Origin of the sequence: Burkholderia sp. LS-044, assembly GCF_004803625.1 — a bacterium.
Lineage (GTDB): Bacteria > Pseudomonadota > Gammaproteobacteria > Burkholderiales > Burkholderiaceae > Burkholderia > Burkholderia cepacia.
On record NZ_SSWO01000012.1, the window covers coordinates 1 to 16939 of the forward strand.

Below are 16939 nucleotides of genomic sequence, written 5' to 3' on the forward strand. Positions count from 1 at the left end.
TTCCATCTTTGCCACAACAACGCTTTTTGTTCGGCGGATAGCCCACACCGCTTCTTCTTGCTCACCTACCTTACCTCCTGGGGCGACATTAGACCAGAAGGTGTTGCGATGACCGGTTGAATCCACCCGCATCATTTTCATTTCGAGCGAAAGCGGCGTGCAGATTCCTGCCGAAATGATCCACTACGGGATGACGAAAGCCGCGCAGATTGCCGTGTCGCGCGGGCTCGCCGAAGCCGTTGCCGGCACTGGAATTACAGTCAATAGCGTGCTGCCGGGGCCGACGAAATCGCGTGGCGTGGGCGAGTTTGTGGAGGCGCTTGCAAGCGCCGAGGGCAAATCGTTTGAAGCGTTCGAACAGGAGTTCTTCGAGAAAGTCCGCCCCACATCGCTCATCAAGCGATTTGGTTCGCCGCAGGAGGTTGCGTCGCTCGTGGCCTATATCGCCAGTCCGCTTTCGGCGGCCACAACGGGAGCCGCGTTGCGAGCCGACGGGGGCGTTATAAAAAGCGCCTTTTAAAACCCCGGCCGACATTGAGCCGGGCTTTCGACAGTTGCCTCGCTCAATGTCCCGATGCGGTTGGCTGAAACGCTCCGTTTGTGGCGTCCGCGACAATCAGGCACGGGGCGGCTGTCTAGCATTCTCGCGGCAGTCTCGTTCATGGCGTCGCGGGCAGCGCCGTCATTCAGCGGGCGTGATGGATGGCTTCGCTTCTCGAGGGGCGTGGCCGAAGTAGGCCTTGTAGGCACGACTGAAAGCGGCTTCCGACTCGTAACCAACCGACCGTCCAACCTCGCCCACGCGCGCGTCACCTTTCGCCAGCATGTCGCGAGCGACGCTCAAGCGCCATTCATTGCGGTAACGCAACGGCGACTTGCCAACGAGCGCATTGAAACGTTCGCAAAAGTTGGAGCGGGACATGCCCGCGACGGCAGCGAGACCATCGATCGTCAAACCACGTGGCGACTGCTCGTGGATTGCCTTCAAAGCGCGGGCAATACGCTTATCCGCCAATCCGCCCAACCAGTTCGATGCATGACCATGATGAACCCAGGCACGCAACGCACGCACCACCACGAGATCAATCATGCGGGAGACCATCAAGGCGGATCCCGCCTCGTCATTGTCCGCCTCGTGCAGGAGAAACTGCATGATGTTCGGCAGCCAGTCGCATGTCTCCGCCTGGCGAAGGTGGATCATGACGGGTAACGTCAGAAGCAGATCCGGCTGGCTCGCCGGATCAAACCAGAAGTGGCAGACGACGACGTTCGCCGGTTGGTCCAGGGCGGAAATGCGCAGGCTGCCAGGTCCGCGCGGCAACAAGAGCAGTTCGCCGGACCGAATCTCGGAAGCGTCTGCGTCATCGCCGGAAATTTTCACCACGCCTTCCATGACTGCGTACGCGTGCGCCGCCCGCGCAGACATGTCCAACTGTGCGAATGGCAGCAGCATCGACGAAAAGATGCGGTCGCCTGTCATGCGCATATGCGCAAGAACCTGAGACAGGAGATCACCGTTAGCCAGACCAGCAAGCGCCCGATCCGGAAAAATGGTCAAGTTTTTCCCAGGTTCAGTCATGTCAATTCGGGTTTCGTGAGCCTAAAGTAAGCGTCGACCACCAACGAAATCACGCAAGGCAAGGATTGAAACCATGTTTGGAATTTCGCCGCTCGGCTGGATACACACTCTCGGCAGTCTACCTGCGATCCCCATGGCCGTGTACATGTTCGCGCGTTACGGCAGGATCGTTCCGCGCTCAGTTGCCGGGAGGGTGTACTTCGTTACCATGTTGATTGGTTCCCTGACCGTGTTCGTCATAGCGCATCAAGGTATCAGCTACGTCATCGGAGTCGGAGCCGTCGTGCTGTTACTGTCTGGATATGGCGTTGCGTATCTGCCGCTGCCCGGTCGAGCCGGTATCTACCTGGAAACCTTCTGTCTGACGTTGACCGCATTCGGGCTGATGGTTCCCACGGTTACCGAAACGCTGAAGCGTGTGCCCGACGGACATCCGCTGGTCAGCGATCCGAGGTCGCCACTGCTTCTCGGTGCCCAAGCCGCGCTCCTCGTCGCGCTCGTTCTGGGGCTGATCGCTCAAGCGCTTTATCTTCGCAGGAAACCGCAGGGTACCCGTTCGATGAAAATCTAGAGAACGGGCAAGAAGAGACGCTTCCGTTGCCGTGTGAATACGATAATAGATATGTAATCCGAATGATATCGGCTTGATGTTGATCTGACGTCGGTGGAGTGATCGAAGCTGGCTCATGGTATCGAAAGAAGATCGCGCCACCCATTCGGATCCCGTGCGCTTCGTGGCGAGCCGCACGCTCGCGAAGACAGTCGAGGTCAAGACAAGTCACCTCGTGCTCATTTCGCATCCGGTAGAGGCCGCGAACGTGACCCTCGATGCGACCGCCGGCCAGCGCAACGCGGGCGCCGGCAACAAGATTGCGACGGTCCAGCCCGGTGTTCGGTCCAGTCAACCGCTCGGTGCTAACGGAGTTGGGATTGGCGTACTTCGCCACGTCGACAGTGGTATTTTTCAGGCGAGCGCATGCTAAACGACCGCTTTGGAGATCTATGCGTGGCCGCTTCGGGTCGATTTCGGGTAACTGCGCTGGCCTACGGCAAGCAACTGCGGAAGGCAGCAGCCGACCAATTTCAGACGTTAGACGCGATCACTTAATTGGTCGACAATTGGATCTACCTCCTACTTGCGCAACATGCTCGGGTACCGACATGAAATCGCTGTCCCCTTCCGATTGTTCGACGTGGCTGAAATACGAAGAATGTATTGAAGCGCCGTACGGGAAGGCCGGGCTAGGCCACACATCGTATTTGCAATTCGCAGTGCCGGAAAACGATGGGGCAGCTTCCGTGATTGTCGACGGCGTTCGCAGCTATCTTGAGCCGCCGAGAACCTGTTTGCTCCAGGTCACGGATTGGTCGAGGCATGGAGAGCTTGAGAACTCACTATTGGAGGAAATGGAATCGACATGCTCCGGCAAGCTAAACCCGTGGGACGGCTTTGGCCAACTCTTCGAGGCCAGCGAAGCAGATGACGCGCTTGGGTGTTGCGCCACAGTGCTTCGTTGCGGCATGAGCGCATACATCTACATACCGCTAAGAGCCACATTTCTTCTTTGGGAGGGGGATCTTGTCGATCTTTGGGCTAGCGCATCTGTGGCACGGAATCAGTTTCTGCAGCGCTTAAGAAGCGAAGGGGTACGCATTACAAGCAGCTAAATGGTGACTGCACAGATGTTTAGAGGCGAATGAACGACGGCTATCGGTCGATACCACTGACCGCAACGGGTCGGCAACCGTCGGCCGCATCCGTCGGTTGGCGGCCATGAACAGACCGTCGACGCGTATGGCTAAATCGTCGACAATCTATGGAGATGCGCCGTCGACGAAAGGAAAAGTTGAAGGATCTAGTCATACGACAACTAGAAGGCTCCAATGCGAAAGGCATGCGTACTGATTGCTCTGACGGTAATCGCTTCAGGAGCAATTGCAGACACGTCAACCGCTGTTTTTGTGGGTCTGAATTTTGATCCGGTGCTTCAAGCAGCCACTCGCCGTCAGGGATTAGGCTCCGTCGATAGCCCACTGTTACCCCTGAAGCCGCAGGTCCGGGCATGCTTTGAACGACCAGCCGCGCAGGCGTTGATCCGCTTTACTGAAGGGCCGTCCTCGGACGCCTTGCAAAACTTGCCGGTATCTTCAGTGCTCCTCGACACGTGGCTGCGAACGACCTGCTCATTTACTTCCGACTCAATCTAACTCGACGCTTGAACAGCAGCTCGGCAAGGCTTTTGAGTCGCATCAAGGATGATGCATGCTCACCGAACGACTGCTTTCGAGAAATACAACCGTCCCTTGTAGGTCGGTAACGGCCCGTCCAGAAAAGTGCCGGAGTAGGTTTCAGCGTAGCTTTGTGTGCCGGGCCTTGTCAGATAAGCGGCAGGTACTGCTGCATCATTGGGGTGACGGGTGCAGGTGCTGCGGTGGGTTGGGTGCTCATGTGACCGGGAAAAGTTGCTTTGGCTGCCCGAGTTTACCAGCGGCCTGCACGGGATCGGTCGAAGTTCGCCGTTCGGCCAGTCGCCGGAGATCACGATCGGCTGCTGCCGGCCAGGAGCGGTCCTTCGACTCCACCGTACGAATCGTCGACAATGACGGTGTGGAAACTAGCTAGGGCAGGCGCAAGAGGGGAACGGAAGATGGCCGAGGCATTGCAGCCAATATTTATCGATGTTGAGTGGGTACACGATTTCGAGTCCGAGCCAATTAGACTGGTCTCGCAGCTTGACAACGAGCGCTATGAAGTTCGCAAGCTGGAGTTTTTTCGCGATGGCCGGGTCGGATATGTGGACGGCCACAAGTCAGCGATGGGAACTCAGCTTGGGAAACGACCTGTTCCGCCGTTAGACGAGATAAATTCGGATGCTCAGTTCGACGCGCGCAGCATTGAGTCAACGTATTTCGAACGACTGTGGTGTCAGCACGCACCCGGAGCTTCGGGATAAGGCGCAGTTCGGCCACATTGAGACGTTCGACAGAGCGGCTTGAATCGCTGACAATTGACGCGTTGAAGCCGGAAGCCTCGATGCTAGGACGTAATATGCCAAACGATCTGAACCAGGCAGCCTATTGGGTTTCGTTTATCCTTGAGCACTGCCCGTTTCCAAATCGAGACGCGCTTGCGGCGCAGTTCGCGAATGCAGAGATACTCAGAATCTGTAAATGTGGATGCAACAGTTTTGGCCTGTCGCTGGCCACGCCCGATAAAGTTCCTCCCATAGCCGTCGCTTCGAGTGGACAGCCTTATCGCATGGTGTTTGAAGCGGATTTCCGGGATCGGAGGGAACCGGAAGGTTGGGGGTCGATTGAGATTCTGCTCTTTGCCGACGAGTCAGGTCATCTAGCCGATGTCGAAATCGACTATTGCGGAAACGGCATACCCATCCCTGAAAGTCTGAATCTGGAAATCACGCCTTATAACGTCTTCGTCAGCGAATCGCTCATTGAGAATTAAGCGGGAATTGCGCATGCCGGTCGGGACGGTGAATGACCGCTATTGAGCAGATCGAGTGGCTGCAATGGGTCGCCAACGGCCATCCCCCCCGGCCCAAACCGCCCCCCCCACCCCACCTACTTCACCGCAACAAGCGGCCCGACAAACGCCTCGAAATGCGGCAACCAGATCGGGATCGCCTCCTTGACCGCAAACATCCCGTGGCCGTTCTTGCCGAACGGCGGCTCGACGATCATCTGCCCGTGCCCGCCCGCCGCCTGAAACGCGGCAAACCACGTCGCCACGACTTCCGGCGCGAAATACTTGTCGTTTTGCACGTAATGCCAGAGCACCGGCACGCGCGTCGTGCTCGCGAAATGCCCGATCGTGTCGGCCATCTGCCGCGGATCGCACGGCATGCCGGGATGCGTCGCGGGATTCCCGCCGCGCCCGCCCGAGAAGTTCACCACCGCGACCACGCCCTGCGGCGCGTAGCTTGCCGCCGCCAGCGACGCGAAGCCGCCCGCCGATTGCCCGACCAGCACGATGCGGCTTCGATCCACCTGCGGCAACGTCTGCGCATACCGCACGGCCGCGAGCACATCGCGCGCGGCCTGCTGGCCGGCAGCGAGGTAATCGGGATGCCGGCACGACCCCGCATCCTCTTCGTCGACACCGCCCGTCGCACCGTACCCGCGACGGATCGGCACGATGACCGCGAAACCGTGCTGCACGAACGTCCGGATCTGCGGCAACGCGCGGTAGCGTCCCACCTTCGGCCGTGCGCGCGGATCGGGCGGGCTGCCGTGGCTCAGCACGATCAGCGGAAAGGGCCCGGGGCCGTCCGGCATGTAGGTCGTGGCGACGATGTCGCGTGTGCGCCCTCCTTCGTCGACCGGCACCTTGACGACGGTTTCATGCAGATCGGGGGCAATGGCGGTGTCTTCGACCGCCGTCGCCGCGCAGCCGGCGACGGAAGCGATCAACACGCCCGGAATCAGCGCCCGGCACAGGGGGATGGCGATCGAGTTTCGGCGAACGACGATGCTCATGGGCAATCTCTCCACGAATCCAGGGATGACGGGCGAGGCTGTGGCGCGTACCGCGAAGGCGACAGTGTATCCGTGCGGCGCCGCAACCGGGCCGGCCGCATGCTTACAGCCCGCACCGGCCGCACACCCGGCACCGGCATCCTGATCGTCACCCGCCATCACCACCGGTAACTGACATCCCCCGTCACCGTCAGCCGCGTGCCGTAGAAGCATCCTCCCGCCGAAAAGCACGACGACACATAAGTCCGGTCGAACAGGTTGTTCACGTGCGCCGCGACGCGCCACCCCTTCCACGCCGGCCGCTCGACACCCAGGTCGTACGACAGCCCGAGATCGAAGAGCACGACGGCCGGCACGTCGAACGTATTGACGTTGTCGCCCGCGCTGCGCCCGACGTAGCGCATGCCGCCGCCCACCCTCAGCCCGCGCAGCCCCGGCCGGTCGACCGCGTAGTCGAGCCACAGCGACGCCAGATGGCGCGGCACCGCCGCCACGCGCTTGCCAACGACGGCCGCGTCCGTATCGGCCTGCACCGTCGTGTCGAGATACGTGTACGCGGCGATCACGTCCAGTTGCTTCCAGACGCGCGACCGCCCTTCCAGCTCGATCCCGCGCGAGCGCACCTCGCCCGTCTGCACGTTGAAGAACGGATGCTCGGGATCGGCGGTCAGCACATTGCGCTGGCGAATGTCGAACGCGGCGATCGACACGTTTTGCAACCGGTCCGGCGACTGGTAGCGCAGCCCGAACTCGAACTGCTTCGCCTTCGTCGGCGTGAACGGCTGGCCGTCGAAGCGCGTGCCGAGCGCCGGCTCGAACGACGTCGAATAGCTCAGGTACGGCGCGAAGCCGCTGTCGAACAGATAAACGGCACCGGCGCGCCCGGTGAACGCACGCGTGCTCTGCCGCACGCTCGCGGAGCGCAGCAGGTCGTCGGTCGTCGTGCGCGACCATTCCTCGCGCCCGCCGAGCGTGAAGACCCAGCGATCCCAGCGCACCTGGTCCTGCAGGTAGACGCCGATCCGGTCGGGTGTCTGGCGCGTCTGCTGCCCGACCGGCGGCGCCGTGAACGGCTGCCCGTAATCGGGCGCACGCGTATCGAGCGGCGGCGCCGCGCCGAACCCCGATCCGACGAGGTTCGCCACCGCATGCTCGTACGACAGCCCGGCCAGCACCGTATGCTCGACCGGCCCCGTCATCACGCGCATCTCGGCCTGGTTGTCGAGCGCGAGATGGTTCACGTGCTCGCGCGACCACGACAGCGAACGGTTCAGCACGCCCGGCGCCAGGTAGGGCGCGACGAAATTGACGGCCGCGCCCGCGAAGTCGACGTCGAGATGCGTATAGCGCACGTTCTGCCGGACTTTCCACGTCGAGTCGAAACGATGCTCGAACGCGTAGCCGATCATCGCCTGCGTGCGGTCGTACGTGTCGAAGCCGGGCAGCCCCGGATAGAAGCGCGTCGGCATCCGCCGGCCCGCGTCCGGCCACAGCGTGCCGAGGGCCGGCAGCCAGCCCGCGAAGTTGTTGTGCGGATCGCGCTGGAACGAACCCAGCAGCGTGAAACTCGTATTGGCGTTCGGCTGCCACGTCAGCGACGGCGCGACGACGATCCGCTGCTGCCGCGAGTAATCGATCTGCTCGTCCGCGCGGCGCGCGAGGCCGTCGATCCGGTAGCGCCACGTGCCGTCCTGCGTCACGGGCCCGCTGAAATCGAACGCAAGCTGCCCGCGATCGCGGTTGCCGGTCTGCACGGCGAGCAGGTGCTGCGCGTCGCGCGTCGGCCGCTTGCTGACCATGTCGACGATGCCGCCGGGGCTCGCCTGCCCGTACAGCACCGACGCCGGGCCGCGCAACACGTCGATGCGTTCGAGCGTCCACGGATCGACGACGCTCGCGGCCCAGTTCACGCCTTTCGGCAGCGGCAGGCCGTCGAGCATCTGCGGATTGATCGCCGCCGCCGCGAAGCCACCGAAGCCGCGCAGGAACACGCTCTCGAGCACGCCGCCGGGGCGCGAATCCGCGTACGTGCCCGGCGTGTAGCGCAGGCTGTCGCCGACGCTGTGCACGTCCTGCCGGTCCATCTGTTCGCGCGTGACGACCGACAGGCCCTGCGGCACCTCGACGATCGCCGTGTCGGTCTTGGTGCCCGCGCGCGACACGTCGGCCGCGATGCCGTTCACGGGGCCGACGCCCGTCTCGCGCCGCCCGTCGACGACGATCGGCGCGAGCAGCGGCGCATCCGCGGGCTCGCCCGCGTCCGGCGCATCTTGCGCGGCAGCCGAAGCGGCGATCGGCATCGTAGCCGCGCAGGCCAGTACGGCCGCCCAGCCCGGCACGCGCCGCAACGCCGCGCACGGCAACGGAAATCCAGGCCGCGCATCGCGGCCGATGTGTGATCGATTCATGTCGGGTTATCCGGAAAGCGGAGACGGGCGTCGGCAGATACGTCGCGCCCTTGGGTACGGAGACGGGCCGCTCTTGCAACGGCGACCTCGACTGAACAGCGAATGCGAATCATTTACGCCGACGCGGCGCGGGTAAATGCCGGTGGACGCAATCGACGAATGTGCGGCATGCATCGATCGGCCGCAGGTTTATTCGTCTGACGTTAACAAAATGTCACGTTTGAATGTCGTTATCCTGAACGACCAAATGAATGATCGGATGATAGGATAGCGACACCCTCAAGTTTCAAGCGACACACTTAATGTCAAGCCTGCCCCCGGCCACCCGACACTCCCTCGTCGATTCTGCGATCGAGATCCTCAAGTCCAACATCACTTCCGGCATCTGGCGCGTCGGCCAGCGCATTCCGACCGAGCTCGATCTCGCGAAGCAGCTCGAAGTCGGGCGCAACACGGTGCGCGAGGCGGTCCGTACGCTCGCGTATTCCGGCGTGCTCGAAGTGCGCCAGGGCGACGGCACCTATGTGCGCCGCAACGTCGATCCGGCCGAAACGATGCGCAACGTCGATCGTGCCGCGCGCAGCGACCATCTCGAACTGCAATGCATGCTCGAAACGGAATGCGCGCGCTACGCGGCGCGCCGGCGCACCGACGAGGATCTCGTGACGCTGCGCAAGCTGCTGAAGGCGCGCGGCGAGCGCGAAGCGTCGCGCGACGTGAAGAAGTTCGTCGAGCGCGACCGCGCGTTTCACATCGCCGTGGCCGCCGCCTCGCACAATCACGCGCTCGAAGCGCTGTATCGCTATTTCTCGGGCTCGATCCTCGCGAACGTGGAAGACATCCTCGTCGAACTCGACGAGGCCGAGATCCCCGAGCCGGACATGCGGGCGCACCAGGCGGTGCTCGACGCGATCGAACAGCGCGACGAGAACAAGGCGGTGCGCGCGACGCTCGCGATCCTCAAGCCGCAGATGACCTGGCTCGAGACGCGCGAGGCGCCCGCCGCCTGACGGGCACCGTACGCCCGGTATGCCCGGTGCGCGCTACGCGGCGACGGCCTCGATCACGTCGATCTGCCCGTCCGGCGCGGAGCGGAGCCCCGCGGGCCGCCAGCCGGCGGCGGCGAGCAGCGCGTCGTATTCGTCCCGCGTGCGCTCGCGGCCGCTGCCCCAGCACATCATGTGGATGTCGTAGAGCTTCGAGAAATGCGCGACGCCCGGCGCCGGCACGACCCGCTCGATCACGAACACGCGCGCGCCGTCGCGGGCGCTTTCGCGTGCCCGCCTGAGGACCGCCACGCATTCGTCGTCGTTCCAGTCGTGCAGGATCAGCTTCAGCAGGTAGACGTCGGCGGCCGGCACCGCGTCGAACATGTTGCCGCCCGCCTTGCTGCAGCGCGCGCTCACGCCCATCCGCTGCGCCCAGTCGTCCGCGTCGCCGTCAATCACCTCCGGCAGGTCGAACACGACACCGGTCAGCGCGCCGAACCGCCGCAGCAGGCTGCACAGCATGTGCCCCTGGCCGCCGCCGATGTCGCACGCATGCGTGCCCGGCGCGAACGTAACGTCGCGCAACGCATCGACGACCTGTTCCGACTGCACGGTCGAGAAGCTCGACATCGCGCGCTTGAAATCGCTTCGGTAGCGTTCGTGATCCTTCGCATAGTCGAACGCCATCGCGCCGAACTCGCGGACGAAGCCGTTCTGCTGCCCCTCGCGCACCATGTCGGGCAGGTGCGCCCAGATCGCGTAGTGCTCGGGGCCTTCCTGCAGCAGCACGAAATCGCGCAACGTACTCGCGGCGTCCGCGTGCAGCAGCGCCCCCGACGCGGTGGCCCGGAAGCCGCGCCGCGTGTCCTCGTCGAGCAGCCCGAGCGCGGCGAGCGCACGCAGCAGCCGGTACAGCAGCGGTTCGTCGACGTCGAGCGTCGCCGCGAGCGCGGCCGACGAAACCGGTGCATCCGTGGTAACCGCATCGAACACGCCGAGCCGCGTGCCCGCATACAGGATCCGGCTGCGCCACCGCCCGAACAGCGTATCCAGCACCTGTTTTGCCGCATTTTCCATAAAGCACTCCTGAACAGGGTTCGACCGCGCCGGCGCACGATGCACCGGGCGATCGCATCGTCAACGAAGCAGGCGGATCACTGCTCGTGCAGGAATTCCCGGATCGGGTAGCCGACATGGCGCTGCGCATCGAGCGTATAGCCGAGGATGCGGTCGCCGCGCTTGAGCTCCGTGATGTTGTGCACGCTGCCTTTCGGCCCGAGCACGCGCACGTGCCAGTCGTCCTGCGCAATGATGTTGATCGCGCGATTCGCGGCATTCTTCGCCTCGATCAGCAGCAGCGGCCGCGTCTCGACCTTCGCGCGCCCGACCACGACGCGGCGCGCCTTGCCCTGCACGTTGACGGCGAGGATCTCCGCGCCCGATTCGAGCTCGGCGAGGTAGCGGGTGCGGTTGTCCGGCGCGACGACATACGAATGGAGCGCGGCCGCGTTCACGCGGAACGGGCGCGTCGGCATGTACGGCAGCGGGTGCGTCTCGCTGCTGATCAGGATCATGCCGGTCGAATACGAGCCCACGAGGATGCCCTCGTCCTGCTCGAAGCGGGAGCAGGTGTCGACGCATACGCGCTCGCCCGGCCCCAGGTGCGTGAGCCCGACGATCTCGATTTCCTCGAGCTGCAGATCCTCGACCGTGTCGCTGCAGATCGACACGAGCTGCGTGGCCTGCCCGACCTGCGTCGGCGTGAGCAGCACGCCTTCGGGACCGCGCTGCAGCACGTTCAGCGTCACTTCGGCATCCTCCAGGTCGGCGACGACGGTGATCAGCTCGCCCGCCGCGCGATCGGCGGCCGCCAGCAGGATCTCGAGCGGGATCTTGCTCGGGTCCTGCAGGAATTCGACGAGCAGCCACGGCGTGGACACCGACAGCTCGCACGCGCGCGTGAGCGTCGCCTCGCCCGTCACTTCGATGAACACGCCGAGCTCGACGCCGTCCGGCACCGCGAAATCGACCGGCAGTCCGTCCTTCACGAGGACGATCTGCACCTGCTCGAGCAGCGCGGCATCGGCCGGCTGCCGATCGACGACCGCGACCTTGCACGCGCTCGGCGGCAGCCGCCCGGCCTGCTCCGCATCCTTCACGACGAATGCGGACACGCCGACATGCAGCGCTTCCTCGGTGATCTCGTCCGCGAGCTCGCCGATGTTGCGCAGGTCAATCCAGGAAAGCTTCTTCAAGGCCAATCTCCTTCGAAGGGGATAAAGCAGGTTGAATGACAGGGTGAAACTAGCGACTGACGGCAACGGCCGAACGCGACGCGGCGGCCCGCATCCGGCAATCCACCCAGCCGGCGCCCGGCTCGTAGCCGGCCAGCCGGACGCCGGGCGCGACATCGGCGAGCCCGACGGCCGTGCCGCCGTCGGTCCGGAACCGCACCGCGCGGTCGCCGCGCAGCACGACACGCGTGCTCGTGCCGGATGCGCTGCGCGTGTGCAACGCGACGAGCGGCGCGGATTCGATCCGCACGCGGCCGACCACGATCGCGCGCGTGTCGCCCGCCGCGCCGACCGTCAGGATCCGCTCGCCCGAACGCAGCAGCGAAAGCTGGCGCGCGCGGTCGCCGCCGCAGAACACGAACGATTCGGCCGAGCCGGCGTCGATGCCGAACACGAGCGGCCGGCCGGGCGGGTGCGCGGCGCCGGCCGCGACGACGAGCAGCATGCTGGTCGCGCTCGCGCCGGCCAGCACGCACTCTTCGCCGTCGAGCTGCGAGCAGCCGTCAATCACCGCATGCAGCCCGACGCCGAGCGGCTCGACGCGCTGCACCTCGAATGCCTTCAGCTTCAGCGGCTCGCGCGAGCGCAGCTCTCCGCACGCGGCCAGCACGCCGCGCAACGCCGCCGCATCGCGCGGTGCGAACGCGATGTCGACCGGCGACTGCGCATGCTTGCGCGCGAGATAGGCCGCGCCGTGCGGATCGGCGAGCGACACGACGATGCGGCACGCGGCGTCGCGGACACCCTCGAGCAGGCGCTCGAGCGGCATCGTGGTCGCGAGCGCGTAGTCGAGCAGGACGAGCGCGTGCCGCGCGATCGCGGCGCGCGCGGCATCGAAATCGGCCGCGCCGTCGATCCTCACGCGAACGCCCGCAAGCGGCGCATGCGCATCGTCGACCAGCGTCGCGACGCCCGCCGTCGAAACGGTCAATAGCGCCGCCGCGCCGGCCGCGCACGTATCGCGACCGGCCTCGCCCACCACGACGCGGCGCGCGCCGGCCCTCGCCGCGTCGGCCGCGACGGCGCCTGCCTGCGCGCCGAGCGCGCGCAGGTCGATCCACGGATAGCGATGCATGGAAACCCTCGATGGTCGAAAAAGACCGGGTACGACGGCCCGGCGCAGCGGATCAGGCGGCCAGGTGCGCGGCGCGGCGCTCGACGCCGTGCACCGCGTCCGACAGGCGGCGGATCAGCGGGGCGGCCTTCGGCGCGGCGAACACGTTGCGGCCGGCCGCGATGCCGAGCGCGCCCGCGTTCATCACCCGCGACGTGAGCGCGACGAACTCGTCTTCGGGCAGCTTCGCGCCGCCCGCGACCAGCACCGGCAGCGACGAACCGGCAATGATGTCGGCCATGCTCGCGGCGTCGCCGCTGTACGGCAGCTTGACGATGTCGGCGCCGAGATCCGCCGCGACGTTCGCCGCATGGGCGATCAGTTCGGCCTGCGGGCGATCGCCGAGGCCGGGGCCGCGCGGATAGATCATCGCGAGCAGCGGCAGCGACCAGCGCGCGCATTCGGTCGCGATGCGGCTCAGGTCGAGCAGCTGCTGGGATTCCGTTTTCGAGCCGAGATTCACGTGCACGCTGACCGCGTCCGCGCCGCTCGCCAGCGCGTCCTCGACGCTCGCGAACAGCGTCTTCGCGTTCGCGTCCTCCGCGTAGCGCGTGCAACCGTTCAGGTGCACGACGAGCGCGAGATCGCTCAGCACGTCGGGTGCCAGGAAGCGCGCGCGGCCCCGATGCACGACGATCGCGTCGCCGCCGTGCGCGGCGATGTCGCCAACCAGTTGCCGCAACTGCTGCGGATGGGCGATCGGCCCGTCCGCGAGCGAATGATCGAGCGGCACCATCAGACACTTGCCCGACGCGGCACGCACCACCCGCCGCATCCTGAGCGCCTTGCCAGAAACCGATAGAAGAGCGTTCATCCGTGATTCCTCGCCAGAAATGGAAAGGCCGGCCCGTTCGACTTCAGCCTGCCCCCGGGGTGCCCGCTTGCGGGCGGAACTGGAGCGACAACCGAGCAACGCTTGCAGCAAATCTTGCGACGTGTAAGACTTGCATAGACCCAATCATCCTATGATTGGATCATCCTTGCAAGTGCCTTGCGAGCGATCCAGTTTCCCGACCGGGGGACGCATTCGTCGCGGCATCGCTTCCCCTTTGCAGACAACGGCAGCACATCAACCTGTGAGGTGTCTATGAAGTTCGGCGTGTCCTTCCTGCCCGATACCGGCCCGGCCGACCGCCCGGCGGCCGACTATTACGCCCAGGCGCTGAAGCTCAGCGCGCTGTCCGAGCGGCTCGGCTACACGTACGTGAAGATGACCGAGCACTACCTGAAGCCGTACGGCGGCTACAGCCCGTCGCCGCTGATGTTCCTCGCGGCCGTGGCCGCGCAGACGAAGTCGATCCGCCTGATGACGGGCGGCATCCAGGCGTCGTTCCATCATCCGATCCAGCTCGCGGCCGAAGCCGCGCAGCTCGATGCGATCTCGAACGGGCGGCTCGAGCTGGGCTTCGCGCGCGCCTTCCTGCCGTACGAATTCGATGCGTTCGGCATCGATCTCGACTCGAGCAAGACGCGCTTCCAGCAGACGATCGACGCGACGGTGCGGCTCCTCGCCGAGGAATCGGCCAGCGAGAACACCCCGTTCTTCCGCTACCGCGACGCGCAATCGCTGCCGCGCCCGACGCAGCAGCCGCGCCCGCCGGTGTGGGTCGCGGCGCTGCTCACGCCGTCCAGCTTCGAGTGGATCGGCGAACGCGGCTTCAACCTGCTGATGGCCGCGCCGCCGCGCAAGGCCGCGCTCGCGAAGACACAGGAGATGGTGGCGCTCTATCGCGACACGTTCGAGCGCCATCACGGCCACACCGGCCGCAAGCCGCAGGTCGCGATCAGCATCCCGCTGATGATCGGCACGTCGGACGCGCATGCACTGGCACTCGCGGAGCCGCGCCTGCGCCATCACTGGCGCAATTTCGCGGAAGCGGCGAAGTCGTGGGAGCAGGTGCAGTCGCCGGCCTACCAGGGCTACAACGAAGCGATGAAGAACAAGATGGGCGGCATGGACACGGCCGACCTCGACGCAACCGCCGTGCTCGGCACGCCCGACACCGTGCGCCAGCGCATTCGCGCGCTCGAGGCCGACCTCGGCCTCGACGCGATCCTGTGGCACATCGACTACGGCGCGCAGCCGTACGAACTGATGAGCAACAACCTGGAGGTGTTCGCCCGCGACGTGCTGCCGGGACTATGACGCCATGCCGATTTCTTCCGGATCCACCACGGGCTCGCCCATGACACCGTCCCTGTCACTCGACACGATCGTCGTCGGCGCCGGCATCGGCGGCCTCGCCGCCGCGCTCGCGCTGCGGCGCGCCGGCCATCGGGTCACCGTCCTCGAGCAGAGCCGGGCGTTTCGGGAAGTCGGCGCCGGGCTGCAGGTCGTGCCGAACGCGACGCGCGCGCTGCGTGCGCTCGGCGTGCTCGACCGGCAGCGGCTGGCCGCCGTCGCCCCGATCGCGACGATCCGCCGCCGCTGGCAGGACGGCAGCCTGCTCGGTTCCTTCCCGCTCGGCGACGATGTCGAAGCCGAGTTCAACGCGCCGTACTGGAACGCGCATCGCGCCGACCTGCATGCCGCGCTGCTCGATGCCGTGCGCGACCCGTACACGGCCGGCCCGCCGGTCGCCGTCCTCGGCGGCATCGCGGTGCGCGGCCTCGACGCATACGGGCCGGACGGCGCGACGCTCGTCGATGCGGCAGGCACGCGCTGGCGCGCGGATCTCGTCGTCGCGGCCGACGGCATTCATTCGACGCTGCGCCACGCGCTGCTCGGCGACGACGCGCCGCACTACAGCGGCGACGACGCGTATCGCGCGCTGATCGACGCCGATGCGATCGACCCGCGCTCGCCCGTGTTCGAGATCGTCCGGGAACCGCAGGTGACGATCTGGCTCGGGCCCGGCCGGCACGCGATCCATTACTGGGTGCGCGACCGCCGGCTGCTGAACCTCGTCGTGATCGTGCCGGGCGACGGCAGCACGCGCGAATCGTGGAGCAGCAAGGGCGACCGCGCGACGCTCGAGGCCGAGCTCGCCGGCTGGGATCCGCGCCTCGTCGGGCTGATCCGCTGCGCGTCGGACCTGAGCCGCTGGTCGCTGCACGACCGCCAGCCGCTCGCGCGCTGGGTGTGGGACAGCGTGTGCCTGCTCGGCGACGCATGCCACCCGATGCTGCCGTACCAGTCGCAAGGCGCCGCGCAGGCACTCGAGGACGCGGTCGTGCTCGGCCGGTGCGTGACCGGGCTCGCGTCGAAGGAGGCGCTCGGCGCCGCGCTGGTCGAATACCAGCGCCTGCGGATCGACCGCAGCGCGCGGATCCAGCTTGCATCGGCCGGCAACGGCGGCGTATTCCACCTGCCCGACGGCCCCGAGCAGCAGGCGCGCGACGCCGAGCTCAAGTCGCGCCGCGCCGACTTCAAGTCCTATCACTGGACCTGGGCCGACGCGTACCAGCTTTGACGCCCGCCCCGATGCCGCGCGGCGCGACCCGCGCGGTACCGGGGCTCCTCGCGACAGGACCGCATCATGACGAACACCGTGGACATTGCGCAGCAACTGAAACAGGCGATGCGCGGCGTGGCCGCCACCGTCACGATCGTGACGACCGGCGGCGACGGCGCCGCCGCCGCACCGTGCGCGCTGACTGCCAGCTCGTTCACGTCGGTCGCGCTCGATCCGCCGACCGTGCTGGTGTGCATCAACCGGCGCGCGAGCATTCACGCGTCGATCACCGGCCGCCGGCGCTTCTGCGTAAACGCGCTGCGAAGCTGCCACGTGCCGCTCGCGCTCGCGTGCAGCACGACGGGCTCCGACGCGCGTTTCGCGCACGACGCATGGCGTACCGACGCGGCGACGGGCCTGCCCTATCTCGAGAACGCGCAGACGTCGTTCTTCTGCGACACGCTCGAACAGGTCGAGGTCGGCTCGCATTCGATTCTGGTCGGGCGGGTCACGCGCGTCGCGATGTCCGCCGACGTGAACCCGCTGATGTACGTGAACGGCGCGTTCGCCGCCGTCCGCTCGCTGCCGTCCGATGCCGGCGGCGGGTAACGGGCGCACGTGCCGTTGTTTCGAGCATTCATTCGCGGGGTTCGCACCAGGCCCGTG

16 protein-coding genes and 1 pseudogene are annotated in these 16939 nt (G+C 65.8%); 10 read left to right on the top strand and 7 right to left on the bottom strand.

Annotated features, from left to right (window positions below; genetic code table 11):
• Positions 1-127: 127 nt before the first annotated feature.
• Positions 128-520 (top strand): annotated as a pseudogene (locus E9536_RS27110) (SDR family oxidoreductase); the annotation flags it as partial.
• Between the two features lie 162 nt (positions 521-682).
• Here E9536_RS27110 and E9536_RS27115 read toward each other — a convergent pair.
• Positions 683-1579, bottom strand: a complete 897-nt coding sequence (locus E9536_RS27115) for an AraC family transcriptional regulator (RefSeq protein ID WP_136471256.1) — start codon at positions 1577-1579, stop codon at positions 683-685.
• A gap of 73 nt (positions 1580-1652) precedes the next feature.
• Between E9536_RS27115 and E9536_RS27120 the strand changes: the two genes are divergently transcribed.
• The 5 genes from E9536_RS27120 to E9536_RS27140 all read left to right on the top strand — a co-directional run bounded on the left by E9536_RS27120 (position 1653) and on the right by E9536_RS27140 (position 5042).
• Entirely contained in the window at positions 1653-2150 is a 498-nt protein-coding gene (locus E9536_RS27120) for a hypothetical protein (RefSeq protein ID WP_136471258.1), read from the top strand.
• A 115-nt stretch (positions 2151-2265) separates the two neighbouring features.
• Complete coding sequence (locus tag E9536_RS27125) at positions 2266-2562, top strand: hypothetical protein (protein ID WP_136471260.1); 297 nt, start codon at positions 2266-2268, stop codon at positions 2560-2562.
• Positions 2563-2740: 178 nt separating this feature from the next.
• A complete protein-coding gene (locus E9536_RS27130) occupies positions 2741-3247 on the top strand; it encodes a hypothetical protein (protein WP_136471262.1) in 507 nt (168 codons plus the stop codon).
• A gap of 980 nt (positions 3248-4227) precedes the next feature.
• Positions 4228-4533 (top strand): hypothetical protein, encoded by a 306-nt coding sequence (locus tag E9536_RS27135; protein ID WP_136471264.1) that lies wholly within the window; start codon positions 4228-4230, stop codon positions 4531-4533.
• Positions 4534-4628: 95 nt separating this feature from the next.
• Positions 4629-5042 carry a hypothetical protein gene (locus E9536_RS27140; protein WP_136471266.1) on the top strand — a complete coding sequence of 138 codons (414 nt, stop codon included), beginning with the start codon at positions 4629-4631 and terminating at the stop codon, positions 5040-5042.
• A 116-nt stretch (positions 5043-5158) separates the two neighbouring features.
• Here the strand turns inward: E9536_RS27140 and E9536_RS27145 are convergent, their stop codons facing one another.
• Both E9536_RS27145 and E9536_RS27150 read right to left on the bottom strand, forming a co-directional pair.
• Positions 5159-6286: an alpha/beta fold hydrolase gene (locus E9536_RS27145; RefSeq protein WP_348772178.1), complete on the bottom strand. Its 1128-nt coding sequence runs from the start codon at positions 6284-6286 to the stop codon at positions 5159-5161.
• The gene (locus E9536_RS27150) at positions 6232-8481 is read right to left on the bottom strand and encodes a TonB-dependent siderophore receptor (RefSeq protein ID WP_247873511.1); all 2250 of its coding nucleotides are present in this window, start codon (positions 8479-8481) and stop codon (positions 6232-6234) included. Before E9536_RS27150 ends, E9536_RS27145 begins: the two co-directional genes overlap by 55 nt.
• A 302-nt stretch (positions 8482-8783) precedes the next feature.
• Between E9536_RS27150 and E9536_RS27155 the strand changes: the two genes are divergently transcribed.
• Positions 8784-9491 (top strand): FadR/GntR family transcriptional regulator, encoded by a 708-nt coding sequence (locus tag E9536_RS27155; RefSeq protein ID WP_021164174.1) that lies wholly within the window; start codon positions 8784-8786, stop codon positions 9489-9491.
• 33 nt (positions 9492-9524) lie between these two features.
• On the opposite strand, the gene E9536_RS27160 is transcribed toward E9536_RS27155, so the two are convergent.
• The 4 genes from E9536_RS27160 to E9536_RS27175 form a co-directional block, all read right to left on the bottom strand.
• Positions 9525-10547, bottom strand: coding sequence for a methyltransferase (locus tag E9536_RS27160; RefSeq protein WP_136471270.1), 1023 nt, complete (start codon positions 10545-10547; stop codon positions 9525-9527).
• A gap of 77 nt (positions 10548-10624) precedes the next feature.
• Entirely contained in the window at positions 10625-11725 is a 1101-nt protein-coding gene (locus E9536_RS27165) for a 3-dehydroquinate synthase II family protein (RefSeq protein ID WP_021164176.1), read from the bottom strand.
• Positions 11726-11774: 49 nt separating this feature from the next.
• A complete protein-coding gene (locus tag E9536_RS27170) occupies positions 11775-12839 on the bottom strand; it encodes a 3-dehydroquinate synthase II family protein (RefSeq protein WP_059696729.1) in 1065 nt (354 codons plus the stop codon).
• Positions 12840-12891: 52 nt separating this feature from the next.
• A complete protein-coding gene (locus E9536_RS27175) occupies positions 12892-13692 on the bottom strand; it encodes a 2-amino-3,7-dideoxy-D-threo-hept-6-ulosonate synthase (protein ID WP_136471272.1) in 801 nt (266 codons plus the stop codon).
• Positions 13693-13977: 285 nt separating this feature from the next.
• Here E9536_RS27175 and E9536_RS27180 point away from each other — a divergent pair, with 285 nt between their 5' ends.
• From E9536_RS27180 to E9536_RS27190, 3 genes are all read left to right on the top strand, one after another.
• On the top strand, positions 13978-15024 hold the full coding sequence (locus tag E9536_RS27180; RefSeq protein WP_247873512.1) for an LLM class flavin-dependent oxidoreductase: 1047 nt from the start codon (positions 13978-13980) through the stop codon (positions 15022-15024).
• A 40-nt stretch (positions 15025-15064) separates the two neighbouring features.
• Positions 15065-16291: an FAD-dependent monooxygenase gene (locus E9536_RS27185; protein ID WP_136471276.1), complete on the top strand. Its 1227-nt coding sequence runs from the start codon at positions 15065-15067 to the stop codon at positions 16289-16291.
• Between the two features lie 66 nt (positions 16292-16357).
• Positions 16358-16882: a flavin reductase family protein gene (locus E9536_RS27190; protein WP_021164278.1), complete on the top strand. Its 525-nt coding sequence runs from the start codon at positions 16358-16360 to the stop codon at positions 16880-16882.
• The last annotated feature ends 57 nt before the right edge of the window (positions 16883-16939 follow it).